Annotated in this window: 14 protein-coding genes and 1 tRNA gene; 3 read left to right on the top strand and 12 right to left on the bottom strand. The window is 38.6% G+C overall.

From position 1 onward, the window contains the following. Window positions 1-6 precede the first annotated feature (6 nt). Together CVP05_RS00075 and CVP05_RS00070 are read left to right on the top strand one after the other, a co-directional pair. Window positions 7-933, top strand: coding sequence for an aminoimidazole riboside kinase (locus CVP05_RS00075; protein ID WP_100287531.1), 927 nt, complete (start codon window positions 7-9; stop codon window positions 931-933). A gap of 13 nt (window positions 934-946) precedes the next feature. Further along, window positions 947-2,401, top strand: coding sequence for a glycoside hydrolase family 32 protein (locus CVP05_RS00070; protein ID WP_100287530.1), 1,455 nt, complete (start codon window positions 947-949; stop codon window positions 2,399-2,401). Window positions 2,402-2,451: 50 nt separating this feature from the next. Here the strand turns inward: CVP05_RS00070 and CVP05_RS00065 are convergent, their stop codons facing one another. Continuing rightward, complete coding sequence (locus tag CVP05_RS00065; RefSeq protein WP_100287529.1) at window positions 2,452-3,591, bottom strand: porin; 1,140 nt, start codon at window positions 3,589-3,591, stop codon at window positions 2,452-2,454. 364 nt (window positions 3,592-3,955) lie between these two features. Here CVP05_RS00065 and CVP05_RS00060 point away from each other — a divergent pair, with 364 nt between their 5' ends. After that, on the top strand, window positions 3,956-5,206 hold the full coding sequence (locus CVP05_RS00060) for a glycosyltransferase (RefSeq protein WP_100287528.1): 1,251 nt from the start codon (window positions 3,956-3,958) through the stop codon (window positions 5,204-5,206). A gap of 62 nt (window positions 5,207-5,268) precedes the next feature. Here CVP05_RS00060 and treC read toward each other — a convergent pair whose 3' ends face one another. The 11 genes from treC to CVP05_RS00010 form a co-directional block, all read right to left on the bottom strand. Beyond that, complete coding sequence (treC, locus tag CVP05_RS00055) at window positions 5,269-6,921, bottom strand: alpha,alpha-phosphotrehalase (RefSeq protein WP_100287527.1); 1,653 nt, start codon at window positions 6,919-6,921, stop codon at window positions 5,269-5,271. A 74-nt stretch (window positions 6,922-6,995) separates the two neighbouring features. Beyond that, window positions 6,996-8,420 carry a PTS trehalose transporter subunit IIBC gene (treB, locus tag CVP05_RS00050; RefSeq protein WP_100287526.1) on the bottom strand — a complete coding sequence of 475 codons (1,425 nt, stop codon included), beginning with the start codon at window positions 8,418-8,420 and terminating at the stop codon, window positions 6,996-6,998. A 122-nt stretch (window positions 8,421-8,542) separates the two neighbouring features. After that, window positions 8,543-9,487: a trehalose operon repressor TreR gene (gene treR / locus CVP05_RS00045; RefSeq protein ID WP_100287876.1), complete on the bottom strand. Its 945-nt coding sequence runs from the start codon at window positions 9,485-9,487 to the stop codon at window positions 8,543-8,545. 171 nt (window positions 9,488-9,658) lie between these two features. Beyond that, window positions 9,659-10,588: a tRNA pseudouridine(55) synthase TruB gene (gene truB, locus CVP05_RS00040; RefSeq protein ID WP_100287525.1), complete on the bottom strand. Its 930-nt coding sequence runs from the start codon at window positions 10,586-10,588 to the stop codon at window positions 9,659-9,661. 14 nt (window positions 10,589-10,602) lie between these two features. Then, window positions 10,603-10,986: a 30S ribosome-binding factor RbfA gene (gene rbfA / locus CVP05_RS00035; RefSeq protein WP_100287524.1), complete on the bottom strand. Its 384-nt coding sequence runs from the start codon at window positions 10,984-10,986 to the stop codon at window positions 10,603-10,605. A 105-nt stretch (window positions 10,987-11,091) separates the two neighbouring features. Next, a complete protein-coding gene (infB, locus tag CVP05_RS00030) occupies window positions 11,092-13,743 on the bottom strand; it encodes a translation initiation factor IF-2 (protein WP_100287523.1) in 2,652 nt (883 codons plus the stop codon). Between the two features lie 19 nt (window positions 13,744-13,762). Continuing rightward, complete coding sequence (nusA, locus tag CVP05_RS00025; RefSeq protein ID WP_100287522.1) at window positions 13,763-15,250, bottom strand: transcription termination factor NusA; 1,488 nt, start codon at window positions 15,248-15,250, stop codon at window positions 13,763-13,765. 30 nt (window positions 15,251-15,280) lie between these two features. Next, window positions 15,281-15,736: a ribosome maturation factor RimP gene (gene rimP / locus CVP05_RS00020; protein ID WP_100287521.1), complete on the bottom strand. Its 456-nt coding sequence runs from the start codon at window positions 15,734-15,736 to the stop codon at window positions 15,281-15,283. 101 nt (window positions 15,737-15,837) lie between these two features. After that, window positions 15,838-15,914 (bottom strand) — tRNA-Met (locus tag CVP05_RS00015). A 79-nt stretch (window positions 15,915-15,993) separates the two neighbouring features. Further along, window positions 15,994-16,122, bottom strand: a complete 129-nt coding sequence (locus CVP05_RS12815; protein ID WP_279324769.1) for a hypothetical protein — start codon at window positions 16,120-16,122, stop codon at window positions 15,994-15,996. After that, the gene (locus CVP05_RS00010) at window positions 16,122-16,814 is read right to left on the bottom strand and encodes a BUD32 family EKC/KEOPS complex subunit (protein ID WP_165773097.1); all 693 of its coding nucleotides are present in this window, start codon (window positions 16,812-16,814) and stop codon (window positions 16,122-16,124) included. The genes CVP05_RS12815 and CVP05_RS00010 overlap by 1 nt, the downstream gene beginning before the upstream one ends. Between the last annotated feature and the right edge of the window lie 181 nt (window positions 16,815-16,995).

The raw sequence follows: 16,995 nt of genomic DNA, 5'->3' as shown, positions 1-16,995 counted from the left end.
AATGTTATGAAGAAAATTTGGGTCACTGGCGATGCTGTCGTTGATTTAATTCCTGATGGTGAAAACCACTATCTACGTTGCGCAGGTGGCGCGCCTGCTAATGTTGCCGTTGGAGTTGCTCGACTTGGTGTTAAGGCTGGCTTTATTGGGCGTGTCGGAAAAGATCCGTTGGGTGAGTTTATGCAACAAACCCTACAAGCAGAAAAGATCGATACGGATCATATGATTCTTGATCCACAGCAGCGCACATCTACCGTTGTAGTTGGCTTAGATAATGGCGAACGCAGTTTTACCTTTATGGTTAACCCAAGTGCGGATCAATTTTTACAAATTTCTGATTTACCTGATTTTCATCAAGGGGAATGGCTCCACTGCTGTTCTATTGCCCTCATCAATAATCCATCTCGTGAAACCACTTTTGAGGCTATCCATCGCGTTAAAATGGCTGGCGGTTTCTTTTCATTTGATCCAAATTTACGCGAAAGTTTATGGCCAAATGTGGAAGAAATGAAAACCGTAGTTAATCAAGCTATCGCTTTAGCAGATGTGTTAAAATTTTCAGAAGAAGAACTTACCCTTCTCACGGATACTCATACATTAGAAAAATCGTTTGAAAAAATCACCGCACTTTATCCACAAAAATTGATTATCATCACAATGGGAAAAGACGGTGCGCTTTATCACTTAAATGGCCAAAGTGCCACAATTAAAGGTAAAGCGTTAAAGCCTGTAGATACGACGGGGGCCGGTGATGCTTTTGTCAGTGGTTTACTCGCAGGATTAGCTGCTCACTCAGAAGATTGGCAACACATTTCCATATTAGAGAAAATTATTCATCAAGCAAATGCTTGTGGCGCACTCGCTTGTACCGCTAAAGGCGCTATGGCAGCATTACCTAATCAAACTGAATTAGATATGTTTTTATCCAATTAGTTGAGGACATTTCATGATCATCTTTAATAATGGCAAATATAAAAGCTTACTAGCTGCTGAAAGCAATGAATTAGCGCAAATCAAAAGCATCGTGGATTCTGATCAAGACTTTCGTCCCGTTTATCATCTCGCGCCACCAACGGGCTTACTGAATGATCCTAACGGACTTATCTTCGATGGTGAAAAGTATCATATTTTCTATCAATGGTTTCCCTTTGATGCGATACATGGCATGAAACATTGGAAACACTATATCACTGAAGATTTTATCCATTATCAGTCTGCTGAAACCTTAATACCAACGGAACTATTTGAAAGTCATGGTTGTTATTCTGGAGGCGCATTGCCTATAGATGAACAACATTTTGCCGTATTTTATACTGGTAATACTCGGCGTTCATCTGATAATCAACGCATACCTTTTCAAAATTTAGCTATTTTCAATAAAAAAGGGGAACTGCAACACAAACGCCCTCTTATTGAACAAGCACCTGAAGGTTATACGGAACACGTGCGAGATCCCAAGCCATTTTATACGCCTGACGGAAAAATTCGTTTCGTCTGTGGCGCACAACGTCAAGATTTAACTGGCACAGTACTTTTATTTGAAATGGATAACCTTGAAGCCAAACCTCGTTTATTAGGCGAAATCGCTTTGCCACAATTTGATAATAGTCATGTGTTTATGTGGGAATGTCCTGATCTATTCAAACTCGGTGATAAAGATGTATTTATCTGGTCACCACAAGGTAAACCAAGAGAATCTCTCCAATTTCAAAATAATTACCATGCAACATATGCTATTGGTAAACTCGAAGGACTCATCTTTAAAGCTGAGTATATTGCAGAATTAGATCAAGGTTTTGACTTTTATGCGCCACAAACTTTCGCAGGGCTGAGTAACAAAGAAGAAACTATCATGTATGGTTGGGTTGGTTTGCCTGATTTAGACTATCCAACAGATGAATATAAATGGCATTCTATGCTTACTCTACCACGTCAAATACGTTTAAAAAATGGCAAACTTTCCCAACACCCAGCTAAAAATATTTATGAAAATTTGACCGCACTTCAACGCATAAACATAGAAAATCAGGTTGAAATCGCGAATTTAGATCAAGCCTATCTCAAATTTAATGCTGACAATCGTCCATTTAAATTAGAGCTATTCCATAATGAGGCAGGACAAAAGCTCGGTTTAAGCTATGATGGTAAAGTATTCTCAATTGATCGTTCACATACCAAACAAACCGAACGCATGTCACAATTTGGCTGCCAACGTTTTTGTGAAATCGGACATTTACAAGATGTTGAGATTTTCCTTGATCGATCAATAATGGAAATATTTCTGAATCACGGAGAAAAAGCACTGACCTCACGCTTTTTTATCCCAAATCGGAAAAATACGCTCTATACAGACCGTTCACTGCAACTTGAAGTCGCTTACCCAAGCAAAATTTCACTATAACATAAAAAAGGCAATGTATTCATTACATTGCCTTTTAACTTTGTCAACAATTAGAAGTAAATACGTGCGCCGACACCAAATTTATTATCTTTAAACGTATTATTATTCAAATCGGTTGCATTAACAGAGCCATTACCTTTTACACGTGAATGCGCATATTCGGTATAAAGCACGACATTTTTATTCAATTCGTAGTCCACACCAGCAATGATAACATTCTCAGTTAATTTTTGTCCTTTTGTCACTGCTAAAGGATAATGTACTTCGGTTAAGAAAGTGAAATCGTTGCCATAGGTCTGAGCGCTTTCACCACGAACTTGGTTACGTTCCCAAGCAACATAAATAGATGAATTATCAAGTACTTGATATTTTCCAGCCACTTCTATGTAATAACCTTTTGCAGTGGTTTCACCTTGATTTTTGAATCGGCTTTGACCATATTCTGCACCAAATTTTGCAGGACCATAACTGAATTCAGAAGCAAGACGCCATGCAGTTTTCTCCGCTCCAGCCGCAGAAGTTGACGCTTGTTTCTCATATTTATCATGAGACGCACCCGCATTAAAACGAACGCCTAAACCATTGAAGTCTCCACGATAAAATAAGATACCGCTGTAACCGTATTTATACTCAGCATTATCTGCTTTGTTTGCATCACCAAACAAATAATCAAGACCAAAACCAATATGTTGATTATTAGCAAAAGCATAATCTAAGCTACGGAAAGAAACCACTTTATCTCCGCCAGTGGTTAAATTATTATTGCCACCGAAAATATAAGCACGGTCATTCATTTGCAAGCTATCAACATTTGTATCTTGTTTACCGAAAGTTAAACGACCAATATCATCATGCTGAAAACCTGCCCATAATTTATTTGTTGTTGGTGAGTTAAATGATGAACCAGTATCCCAACGATCCGCATTAGATTGACCGTTTAAGCCATTAAAGCGAAGACGCCAGTACGCTAACGCTTTAAATCCTTCAGAAATTTTTTGCTCAACTTGGATTTCAACGCGCGACTCATTGTTACGTAAATCACCACGCTCATCTTTATTGAACTTACCTACCATGACATCTACACGACCACCTAAAGCAACCTTAGTGTCATCACTTTCGTATACTACTGCCGCTTGTGCAGCTGTTGCAGTCATTGCTGCAACAGTTAAAGCAATAAGAGTCTTTTTCATCAGAGTGTCCTCATAAACAAATACTTCAAAAAGAAAGAATAATTATTTATTTTTATAAAATAAATGCCCACTGAAAATAATCTAAAAGCTGAAAGGTGTCAAGTTTTGTAAACAATCCATGACGACTATTTTTTATAATTGTGATAATAATCACATTTTTTGCAAGGATATATAAAATATAGATACTTGTCCCCTGTACATTACGCAAATAAAGAGACATCACGTAAATAATAATTTACCGAATTGATACCGCTCTTCTCTAAATGCCTTTTTTACATATAAACATTTATTGATTACTCACTACTATCTTCTGACAAATTTTGTTACAATAGCAAATCTATTTTAGCTAAAAGTTTATGAATACATGTCTACAATTTGTTTAAATATGATCGTCAAAAATGAAGCGACGATTATTGAAGAAACGCTAGCAAATATCCTTGAACAGGTTCCGCTCACCTATTGGGTGATTGCCGATACAGGTTCAAGCGATGATACCCCTGAACGCATTAAGCGCTTCTTTGCTGAGCGAGGAATCAACGGCGAACTACTCCACCACGAATGGAAACATTTCGGGCATAACCGCCAGTTAGCATTAGATGCCGCTAAAGGCAAAGCCGATTATCTGTTTTTGTTTGATGCAGATGATAGAATTTGTGGCGATCTTGGGTTAAATGCTGATACCGAACTTAATGCCGGCGCCTATTTTCTAAAAATGCGTGGTCAACGTGATAACTCACGCTTTTACACCCGTCGTTTAATGATTAAAAATAATTTGCCGTGGCAATGGCGCGGTGCTGTACATGAACAACTCCACCTACCAAAATCAGTGTCACAATCAATCACCCAGTCATTAGTAAGTGGTGATTATTACATCATCTCTGGGCGCTTTGGTGCACGCAGTCAAAATCCGCAGAAATACTATGATGACGCACTGATGTTAGAGCGTTATTTTGACGAAAATGACGAGAAAGAATTATGTGCCCAAAATGCATTTTTCTGTGGCCAATCCTACCGTGATGCCAAAATGTACGACAAAGCCGCGCAATGGTACCAGAAAAGTGTAGATTATAGTAAAAAAGGCAGCGAGCAACGGCGCTACGCTTTGATGATGCTCGCCGAACAATATAAAAACTTAGAACAACCGGAAAAAGCGGTTTACCAATGGCTTTTGGCTTATAACAATTCACCACACAATGCTGAAGCCCTAGTCTGTCTTGCTGAGCACTTTTTAAGTCGACAAGCCTACTCAATTGCATGGGAATATGCCGAAAAAAGCTTATCGCTATCGGAACCTAGTCTCTTACAAGTTATCGTTGTAAACGAAGCAGTTCACCGCTACGGCCGTCATAATGCTTATCTACGCGCTGCCATTGCTTTGGGTAAATATGAACAAGGCTATACCGCTTATAAATATCTGCTTAAATTGCCTAAGATTCATACGGCATTAAACGGCTACCTGCTGAAAGTCACCCTACTTGACTCTATACAGGCATTAATCAATCAAGACGAACCATCAGAGCAAGAAAATATTTATCAGCAAATTGCGATGATGACTGAGTTAAAAGATAATGATAAAGCCATACAGCAACAAATTCTGAGCCGATTAGCGAAATAACCCCGCTAAGCATCCAAAAAAGGTGTAATGGACAACATATTTATCCATTACACCTAGATAGGCTAATTATGATAAAAATATACCGCTTGATAAGGTTTTAAGTACAAAACCTCTTGTAACTCAACGGTGTGTTGATCATTATTTAGCAAAATTTCCCATGAATGAGAGAGTAATTCAGAGGTAAGTGTTACTTTCTGCTCCTCTCCGCTTAAATTTGCTAACACCAATAATTGCTCATTGTCCTTGCTGCGTATATATTGCCAAGTGCAATCGGTTTTCGGCGCTAAATCATAATAATCGCCATCGGTGAAAATAGCATATTGCTTACGCAATTTAATCAATGTTTGATAAAGATAAAATACCGAGTTTTTATCTTTTAATGCATTTTCTACATTGATTTTATGATAATTACTCGCTACGTTAATCCAAGGTTGAGCGTTGGAAAAGCCGGCATTTGGTAAACTATTCCATTGCATAGGGGTACGGCTGTTATCACGGGATTTTTGTGCGAGAATGTTTAAAATTTCCGTTGTATTTTTACCCTTAGCTTGCAGAATTTTATACATATTCAGACTTTCCACATCGCGATAATGCTCAATAGAATCAAAATCAGGGTTGGTCATACCGATTTCTTCACCTTGATAAATATAAGGCGTGCCTTGCATACCGTGCAATACCATTGCCCATAATTTTGCTGCTGTCGGGCTATTATCACCGAAGCGAGAAACAATGCGTGGCTGATCGTGATTACACCAAAATAGCGCATTCCAAGCCTTACCGTGCATACCTTGTTGCCAGTAGTTAAATATGGATTTGAGTTCCACAAAATCTGGAGAGGCATAAGTCCATTTATCTCCATTTGGATAATCCACTTTTAAATGGTGAAAATTAAAGGTCATCGAGAGTTCTCGACCGTCTAAGGCAGCATATTGCTGACAATTTTCAAGGCTGGTTGAAGACATTTCGCCTACAGTCATAAGATTATTCGGTTTAAAACTGCGTAGGCTAAGTTCTTGTAGAAATTCGTGAATGCGTGGACCGTCTGTATAGAAACGGCGACCATCGCCTTTATCATCATTCGGAAAATCCTGATTTTTGGAAATGAGGTTGATGACATCTAAACGTAGTCCATCTACACCTTTTTTTGCCCAAAATTGGCAAATTTCTGCCGCTTGTTGTCGTACTTTTGGATTTTCCCAGTTTAAATCAGCTTGTTCAGTCGCAAATAAATGCAAATAATATTTTCCTGCTTTATCTGACCATTTCCAAGCTGTACCACCAAATTTGGATTGCCAGTTATTAGGTAATGCTTCTGGTGTGCCTTCTTTCCAAATATAGTAATCGTGGTATTCATTGTTAGGATCTTGTCCTTGTTGAAACCATTGATGTTCGGTGGAGGTGTGATTTAACACCATATCCATAATGACTTTAATATCTCGTTTGTGAGCTTCCGCCGTGAGGCATTCAAAATCTTCCATTGTGCCGTAACTCGGATCGATATTGAAATAATCAGCGATATCATAGCCGTTATCATATTGCGGAGATACATACATCGGCGTAATCCAAATGCCCGCAACACCGAGTTCTTTTAGGTAATCTAAACGGGAGATAATGCCTTGAATATCTCCTGTACCCGACCCCGTACTATCCTGAAAGCTTTTTGGGTATATTTGATAAATAACGCCATTTTTCCACCACTGTGTTGTTTCTTGCATAATAAGTTCTCTTGTTAAAATCTATTTAAAGATATAACTTGGGGAAAGTGCGGTGCATTTTCCCCAAGTTTTGATTAATTTTCCAATTTACCGGCTTTTTCCCAACGTTTATACATAACGATAGTTAAGAGCAATGGAACGATGATTGCCACTACCATAGCAACAGCAAAGGTAGCCCAGAATGGTAATTGGATAGAAAGGATACCCGGTAAACCACCAACACCGATAGAGCTTGCCAATACACCATTAAATCCACAAATAAGTGCAGCTAAAGCTGAACCGATCATCGCACACAACATCGGGAAACGGTATTTCATATTGATACCGTACATCGCAGGTTCTGTTACACCTAAGTAAGCAGAGATTGCCGCTGGTACGGAAATTTCACGTTCGTTCGCTTTTTTGCTGATAATGACAATACCGAGAACGGCGGAGGCTTGAGCAATATTAGAAAGAGCAATAAGTGGCCAAACAGGTGTACCACCGATGTTTTGGATCATTTGCATATCAATCGCTAAGGTAGTTTGGTGTACACCAGTAATCACTAACGGTGCATAGAGAAAGCCGAAAATCGCTGACCCGATAGGAGCGAAATCGCCTGTCATAGAATGGCGAACGACAAACGCAACACCATTACCGATTTCACGTCCAATAGGACCGATAATTGTATGGGCTAAAAAAACTGCAATGATGATCGAGGTTACCGGTACGATCACCAAATTTAAATAATTCGGTATAATTTTAGTCAGAAAACGTTCGATATAAGACAAGGCTAAACCTGCCATAATTGCTGGGATAACCTGTGCTTGATAGCCAACTTTTTCAATTTTTAACCAATCAAAATCCCACGCTTCTGGAATTTGTGAACCTAAAGCGTAAGAATTCATTAATTGTGGGGAAACCAATGTGATACCAAGTACAATCCCCAAAATCGGCGAAGTCCCCATTTTACGAGCGATTGACCAACAAATACCAACAGGTAAAAAGTGGAAAATAGCTTCACCAATTAGCCATAAGAAATTATGAATACTTGCCCAGAAAAGACTCATTTGTACTAAGGTTTTAGTGCCATTATCAAACATAGCAATATCACCAATAACATTGCGGAAGCCTAAAATTAAACCACCGCTAATCAATGCAGGTAATAATGGGATAAAAATATCCGCCATATGAGAAATAAGCTGTTCATACCACTTTTGATTCTGACGAGCTGCCGCTTTTACCTGCTCTTTATCCGCACTCGCTAAACCTGTCTTTTTTAGGAGTAACTGGTAATATTCCGTTACCTCCTGACCGATAACAACTTGGTATTGTCCGCCAGTAGATATAACAGCTTTCACCATAGGAAGATTTTCAATCGCTTTAGTTTGTGCTTTTGCTTCATCATTGAGTACAAATCGCAGACGGGTAATGCAATGTGTAACCGTTGAGATATTCTCACGACCGCCAATTAATTCAATTAGGTTGTCAATATTTTGAGGATCGATTTTCTTTGACATAGGAGAGACCTTAATTTGTGTGTAAATAAGATGATTCCTATCATAACAGAGAACCGATATCCTTCAATGGGAACGTTCCCAAAATTAAAATAATTTTTTCATTTTGTGATGATGATCACAATTTATTCAAAATTACTGGGGATACAACAATGTGTTTTTTGTCCTGTCGCGAGTAAATTTATTAATAATTCGACCGCACTTTGACCCGCACGAAACAAACCAAAATTAATTGATATATTCTGTGGAAATAGAAATTTAAGTAACGGATTATTTCCTACACTGCAGACCTGAATATCATCACGTTGTTGCTCTTGTAAAAATTTATTCACACCGAAAGCAAGGCTATCGGTAGCACATACAATGGCATCTGTATTAGGCTGTTGCAGTATTTCAGCAGTTAAGGCATAACCAGTGAGGTAATTGAGTTCTCCCAAGCAGGCGTTAGGGGAGAGTTGATGGGCTGCACAAAAATCCATATAGGACTGGTAGCGTAAATATCCCGTTGTGTAGTCTTGCTTATGGATACCGATATAACCGATATGTCGGTAATTTTCCTGATACAACCGTTCCAACAGTAAACGGATAGCACCTTGATCATCGTAATAAATGGAGGTTAGAGCTGGGTAATACTGTGCGATCGCCACTAGCTTACTGGAATAAGGTTGTAAAATCTTTTGTCCTAATCCACTGAATCCAAAGACAATAATCCCATCAATTTGACGTTGTTCAAAAGAATAAAGATGTTCTTGCACTAACTCAATATCAAATCGGCTTTCTGTAATAAAATGTTCGTATCCAAGCTCCTCCAGTCGGTTTAGAATACCGCGTAATACACGATTTTCCGACGAAGAATCTAAACGAGTTACAATAATACCGATAACTTTATTTTCTATGCCTCGCATAGCTCTTGCAGAACGAGAAGGTTTGAAATTATACTGTTTAATTACCGCCAATACGTGCTGTTTCGTTTTTTCACTGACCTTAGGATCATTATTCAACACCCGAGAAACGGTGGATTTTCCGACCCCACAAAGCTTGGCAATATCGTTAATAGTAAGTTTATTCATTGAAAAAGCAATAAAAAATGATTTAACCATATCTTATCACAGGTTAAACCATTTTATGTTCTATCTTTCATACAACCACACATGGCGGTCATCATATAATATCTTTTAGAAGCTAATAAGATCTGGCAATCAGAAGATTTAATCATTACAAATAAATTAAATCATCAAACCCTATTGCACTTTTTTATCTTGTTGAATTAAACGTTGAGGACGTATCACATTGTCTTCACCGATCATCGCCACACCTAAAAACTGCGATAAGTAAAATAACCTTACTAACCCATTCAAAGCACTCGGGTTATCAAATTTTACTCGCTGACCAAAATTCACTGCCCGAGCTTGTTCCGACGTTAAGGATAAAACAGGTAATTTACTTACTGCTGAATCTACTGGCAATAACTGTTGCTCTAGTGTCGCAAGATCATCTTGTTCCGCTAACTGCTGTAAAGCCTCCCAAGTCATCATGCTTGATGTAGGATAATCCGCTACCGCTGTACGTCGCAACTTCGTAACATGTGCACCACAACCTAAATATTCACCTAAATCATCAATCAAAGTTCGAATATATGTGCCTTTCGAGCAGTGTACCTCTAAGGTTAAAAACGGTGCTTGATATTCGATAAATTTTAATTCAAAAATTGTGATAGGCCGTGCTTCACGTTCTACCTCTATACCTGCACGCGCATATTCATATAAGGGTTTACCTTGATATTTAAGTGCAGAATACATGGTCGGAACTTGCATAAGTTCTCCACGAAAATGCGGAAGAGCGGTCAAAATTTCTGAAGTTTTTATTGAAACATCTCGAGTTTGTACAATTTTCCCGTCCGCATCAGACGTATCAGTCCGCTCGCCTAATTTTGCAGTTACTAAATATCGCTTATCTGCATCCAATAAAAATTGCGAAAATTTTGTGGCCTCTCCTAAGCAAATCGGTAACATACCTGTTGCTAATGGATCTAATGCGCCGGTATGTCCTGCTTTATTCGCTTGAAACAAACGCTTAACTTTTTGCATGATATCATTAGAGCTCACACCCTGTGGTTTATCAAGTAAAAATACACCATGAATATCACGCCCACGCTTACGCGGTTTTGACATAGATCGCCTCGTTTTTATTCTTCATCAACATGACGTTCCTGATCTTTACGAACGACGTTTGTCACTAAATTTGACATACGCATTCCATCAATCAATGAACTGTCATAAACAAAACGCAATTCTGGAACAATGCGCAAACGCATAGCTTTACCTAATAATGTACGAATATAAGGCGCGGCTTTTTCTAAACCTTTCATGCCTTGACGTACGACTTCTTCATCTGAATCAAATAAAAAAGTGACAAATATTTTTGCATAAGCGAGATCACTGGACACTTCAACATCAGACACTGTTACCATACCAATGCGAGGATCTTTTACCTCACGTTGTAAAATCACTGCCACCTCTTTTTGCAGTTCTTGTGCAACACGGTCGCTACGTTTAAATTCTCTTGCCATAATATCCTCTCATAATAGAAAGGCGATAATTTTATCGCCTTATAATTTATGAAAACTATTCCATAATTCGATCGCTTTTAACATAAAGAGCGGTCGATTTTTTGACTAAATTGAACGTTTAACCTCAACGACTTCAAATACCTCAATTTGGTCGCCTACTTTTACGTCGTTATAGTTTTTCACGCCAATACCACACTCCATGCCATTACGAACTTCGGATACGTCATCTTTAAAACGACGTAAGGATTCTAATTCTCCCTCGAAAATCACAACATTGTCGCGTAATACTCGGATTGGGTTATTACGTTTCACAATCCCTTCAGTCACCATACAACCTGCAATTGCACCAAATTTCGGATGTCTAAATACATCACGTACTTCAGCTAAACCAATGATTTCTTGTTTAAACTCAGGCGCTAACATACCACTCATTGCAGCCTTGATTTCGTTTAACAACTCATAAATTATTGAGTAATAACGTAAATCAATATTTTCAGCTTCAATAACTCGGCGAGCTGAAGCATCAGCACGAACATTAAAGCCTACTACAATTGCGTTAGAAGCTGCAGCTAATGTCGCATCAGTTTCTGTAATTCCCCCTACTCCAGAGCCAATAATTTTCACTTTGACTTCATTCGTAGACAGCTCCATTAATGATTGGCAAATTGCCTCTACAGAACCTTGAACATCAGCTTTCACAACAATATTCAATTCAGATATATCGCCTTCTGCCATATTGCTGAACATATTTTCCAGTTTGGCTTTTTGCTGACGTGCTAGCTTCACTTCACGGAATTTACCCTGACGATATAACGCAACTTCTCGAGCTTTTTTCTCATCTCGTACAACTGTTGCTTCATCCCCTGCCGCAGGAACGCCTGAAAGCCCTAATACTTCAACAGGAATAGACGGCCCAGCTTCCGAAATGTCTTTGCCATTTTCATCACGCATTGCTCTAACGCGTCCATATTCAAACCCACAAAGAACAATATCACCTTTATTTAAGGTACCTGATTGCACTAAAATAGTTGCCACAGGGCCACGACCTTTATCAAGATAGGACTCGATTACAACACCGCTTGCCATACCATCTTTAACAGCCGTCAATTCAAGTACTTCAGATTGTAATAAAATCGCATCAAGCAATTCATCAACACCCGTACCTTTCTTAGCTGAAACATATACAAACTGTACATCACCACCAAATTTCTCTGCAACAACATCATATTGCAATAATTCTTGTTCTACACGATCAGGGTTAGCTTCCGGCTTATCAATTTTATTTACCGCTACAACAATTGGTACACTAGCCGCTTTCGCGTGCTGAATAGCTTCAATAGTCTGTGGCATAACACCATCATCAGCTGCAACCACTAATACCACAATATCGGTTGCTTTCGCACCACGAGCTCGCATAGACGTAAAGGCCGCATGTCCTGGAGTATCTAAAAAGGTAATCATTTTACCATTTGTTTCCACATGATATGCACCGATATGCTGGGTGATTCCTCCAGCTTCGCCAGCTGCAACCTTAGCTTTACGAATATAATCAAGCAATGAGGTTTTACCGTGATCCACATGTCCCATTATAGTGACTACTGGTGCTCGCGTGACCATTTCAGCATGAATATCACGATCGCTCATTAATGCTTCTTCTAGCTCATTTTCTTTACGAACAATAACCTTATGTCCCATTTCTTCTGCAACAAGTTGTGCAGTTTCTTGATCAATGACTTGGTTAATGGTTACCATTTCTCCCATCTTCATCATGGTTTTAATGATTTCGGTTGCTTTGATAGCCATTTTATCCGCAAGATCTTTTACTGTGATCGTCTCGCCAATGACAACATCACGGTTAACTACCTGAGCAGGTTTAGTAAATGCTTGTTGTAATGCACTACTTCCTTTCTTAGCATGTTTACCTTTACCGCCTTTAAAATCTTTTTGATTACGACGGTTAGACTCTCGCTCATTTTTATTATTTTCATCATCACGTCCGCCTTTTTTGGCTTTGGCGACTTTATTTTTACCCGTACGTCCACGCCCTTCATTGCGACGCTCTTCTTCACTTTCCGCTTCCAAAGCATAACTTGACGTCAGATGATAATCTGCAAAATCATCAGCTTCATCTTCATCATTGTTTTCTTCGGCCAAAGCCGCCAAACGTTTAGCTTCTTCTGCAGCTTTACGCGCTTGCTCTTCTGCTTTTTGGCGTGCAAGTTCATCCGCCTTACGACGTAATTCAGCCTCTTCTGCCTTACGCTTATCTTTCTCTTGCTTTTGTGCAGAAGAAACAACTTCTTCAGCCTTAACTTCTTTAGCTTGTTCAGCCTTTTGTGCTGCGAGGCGAGCTTTTTCTGCTTCCGCCTCTGCTTTCGCTTTCTTCTCTGCCTCAGCTTTTGCTTGAGCTTCCGCTTCTAAACGTGCTTTTTCTGCTTCAATTTCCGCTTGTTTAGCTTCTTCTGCTAACGCTGTATTTACCACGCGTTTTTTGCGGACCTCAACTTGCACTTCTTTACTTTTACCCATTGAACCCTGCACTTTCAATGTACTACGTTCTTTGCGTTGTAAAGTTAATTTTTTCGGTGCTAGTACTTTTTCCTCTCCGCTTAATGAAGCCAATAGCTTTGCTTCTTCCTCTGCTGTAACCAAAGAATCTGCTGATTTTTTAATACCGGCATCAGCAAATTGATTAATTAATTGCTCAAGCGGTGTATGAATTTCATTTGCCAATTGGGTTATGCTCTTATCACTCATAATTTTTTACCTAATCTGCTTATGCCTCACCACCAAACCAACAAATATTACGAGCAGCCATAATTAAGTCTGCCGCTTTTTCTTGGCTTAATTCCTCAATATCTTCTAGATCATCAACACTTTGTTCCGCAAGTTCTTCTAACGAAGTTATATTTTTCGCAGCGAGTTTTACGGCTAAATGGCGATCCATTCCTTCTAAGTTTAATAATGCTTCTTCAATATCTGCTTGCGATAAAGTTTCTTGTTCAGCCAATGCAATAGTCGTCAAGGCATTTTTAGCACGTGTGCGTAATTCCTCTGCTAATTCTTCATCAAAGCCCTCAATATCAAGCAACTCTTCTGTTGGAACATATGCCAATTGCTCTAAGCTGTTAAAACCTTCTTCAACAAGTAATTGCGCAAATTCTTCATCAAGATCCAAATGCGCAATAAAGAAATCCAATACTTTACTATTTTCAGCTTGATGTTTATTTTTTAGCTCTTCTGTTGTCATTACGTTTAATGTCCAACCCGTCAATTGAGTTGCTAAACGAACGTTCTGACCATTACGTCCAATAGCTTGCGCTAATGCACTCGCTTCTACGGCGATATCCATAGAATGACTGTCTTCATCCACAACAATAGATGTTACATCAGCTGGAGCCATTGCATTAATCACAAATTGGGCTGGATTATCATCCCACAACACAATATCAACACGCTCACCACCTAATTCATTGGTGATTGCCTGTACTCGCGCACCTCTCATTCCAACACAAGCACCGACTGGATCGATACGTTTGTCATTACTTTTCACTGCAATTTTTGCTCTAGAACCAGGATCCCTTGCAGCCCCACGAATTTCAATCATTTCTTCGCCAATTTCCGGTACTTCTAAACGGAATAGCTCAACGATCATTTCAGGTTTTGCTCGAGTCACAAATAATTGTGCGCCTTTAGCTTCTGGATTGACTTTATATAATACGCCACGTACTCTATCACCAGGACGGAAGTTTTCACGTGGTAACATATCTTCACGTAATACCACAGCTTCAGCTTGATTACCTAAATCTAACAGAATATTATCACGATTTACTTTCTTCACTGTCCCCGTGACAATTTCACCTTCTTGAGAACGAAATTGCTCTACAATTTTGTTACGCTCAGCTTCACGAATTTTTGTACTAATCACTTGACGAACGGTTTGCATTGTAATTCTATCAAATGCGATAGAGTCAATTTGATCTTCAACAAAATCACCTACTTGCAGTTCAGGGTTATCGAACTGAGCTGCCTCAAGCGTAATTTCTTTTGTTGGATTACTCACTTCATCAACAACTAACCAACGACGAAAAGTATCAAATTCCCCTGTTTTTTTATCAATCACTACTCGAACATCAATATCTTGTTCATATTTCTTCTTAGTAGAGAGCGCTAATGCACTTTCTAAGGCTTCAAAAATCTTTTCACGTGGTAATAATTTTTCATTCGATACCGCTTCAGCAGCCAATAGAATTTCTTTACTCATGCTTATTTGCCTCTTTTGTCTTCACACAAATTAAAATTTAGGAATAATGTTGGCTTTCTGAATATTGCCAAATACAAATGTTTGCTCTTGCCCATCAACAAGCAAGCTAATCATATCACCTTCTACGCGCACTAACTTACCTTGCCATTTACGACGATCTCCCAGTGCGATCCGTAAATGCACAACGATATCTTCTCCAATAAAACGCTCATAATGCCCTAAAGTAAACAATGGTCTATCTAATCCAGGAGAAGAAACTTCAAGATTATATTTATCCGCAATAGGATCTTCTACATCTAATACAGCGCTAACTTGACGACTAACATCTGCACAATCATCAATGGTTACACCGCCTTCTTTATCAATAAATAAACGAACTGTTAAAGTTCGCCCTACACGTTGGCATTCAATGCCTACAAGCTCACAACCTAAATCTTCAACAGAATCATTTAATAATTCTTCCAATTTTTGTTCTAGCGTTGCCAAATGAACCTCCAAAATTCGGATATAAAAAAAGGGCCTAACGCCCACTTTATTCTCATCAAATTGTTACATAAAAAAAGCCCTATAGGGCCATTCTTATAAAGTGGTTGCGGGGGCCGGATTTGAACCGACGGCCTTCGGGTTATGAGCCCGACGAGCTACCAAGCTGCTCCACCCCGCGTCCGAAATATGTATAATATTATACATTAATTTAATTAAATAGCAAGATTTTCTCTGTATTAATATAAAATATAACTTAATTAAAAACGAATACCTGTTCCAATACCAATACTAGTTCCAACACCATTGCTCCCACCGCTCGCATTCCAACCAACCGCACAAGCACTCAATAAGCAAATACAACTTAAAATAATAATAATCTTTTTCACTAAAACCTCTTATTATGTCTAAAATATTCAAACAAACGAATCACAGCTAACAAATCCATTCCTGCCACAGATCTAAATGGCCTCACTAAATAATAAATCCAATAAAATTTATTCACAATCCCCAGCATTTTTTGCCAAATCACAGGATCACAGTATTGTCCATATAAATCAGCAGCCTCTTTTGCCTGTTCTTGAGTTAAAACTTTTGCGCGAAATAATCCATGTATAAAAACCAAACTATCACGTATTTTATTTTTGGTGAGATTCTCACTTCGAGAAGTGCTTTCTATATCAACAAACTTGATAACACCATCTTTCCACGCAATATCTCTTAATGCTGGACGTCCGTGCACGAGATCTTTTCGATGCAAATCAGTTAAGGCTTTCACACAATCTTTTAAAATAAGGTTCTCTTTTTCAACAGATGTGCCTGGATCTTCTATCCATAAATTAACCGTTCTCCCCACATCCTCTAAAACCAAATAATTTTCAGTATGGGTAATTAATTCAGGTACAGCTGCTTTTAAAATATTTAACCTTTGCAAATTTTCAATTTCGTTCTTAAAAGCTAAGTTTGCACTAGGTTTTAATATTCTCCAAATACCACGCAACTTCTCTGGCTGTTTTAACCAAAATTTTTTTCCATTATATTCAAATTGACAAATGCGCTTCCCTTGATTTTGTAAATACACATCATGAACAAAGGTATTAAATTCAACTGATTCACTGCTCGACATATTCTTTTATATTTCCACTCAGGTACAGGCATTCATTATATGCGTTTTGCATTAAAATGTATTTAACTATATAAGACAAAACACATGGTAATTTAAATATAAAATTATTTCTAAACAAAAAAGCCCCGACCAAAGT

It is taken from the genome of Conservatibacter flavescens (assembly GCF_002795425.1).
GTDB lineage: Bacteria > Pseudomonadota > Gammaproteobacteria > Enterobacterales > Pasteurellaceae > Conservatibacter > Conservatibacter flavescens.
Note: the sequence above shows the minus strand (reverse complement) of the source record. Positions and strands in the feature narration are given on the sequence as shown.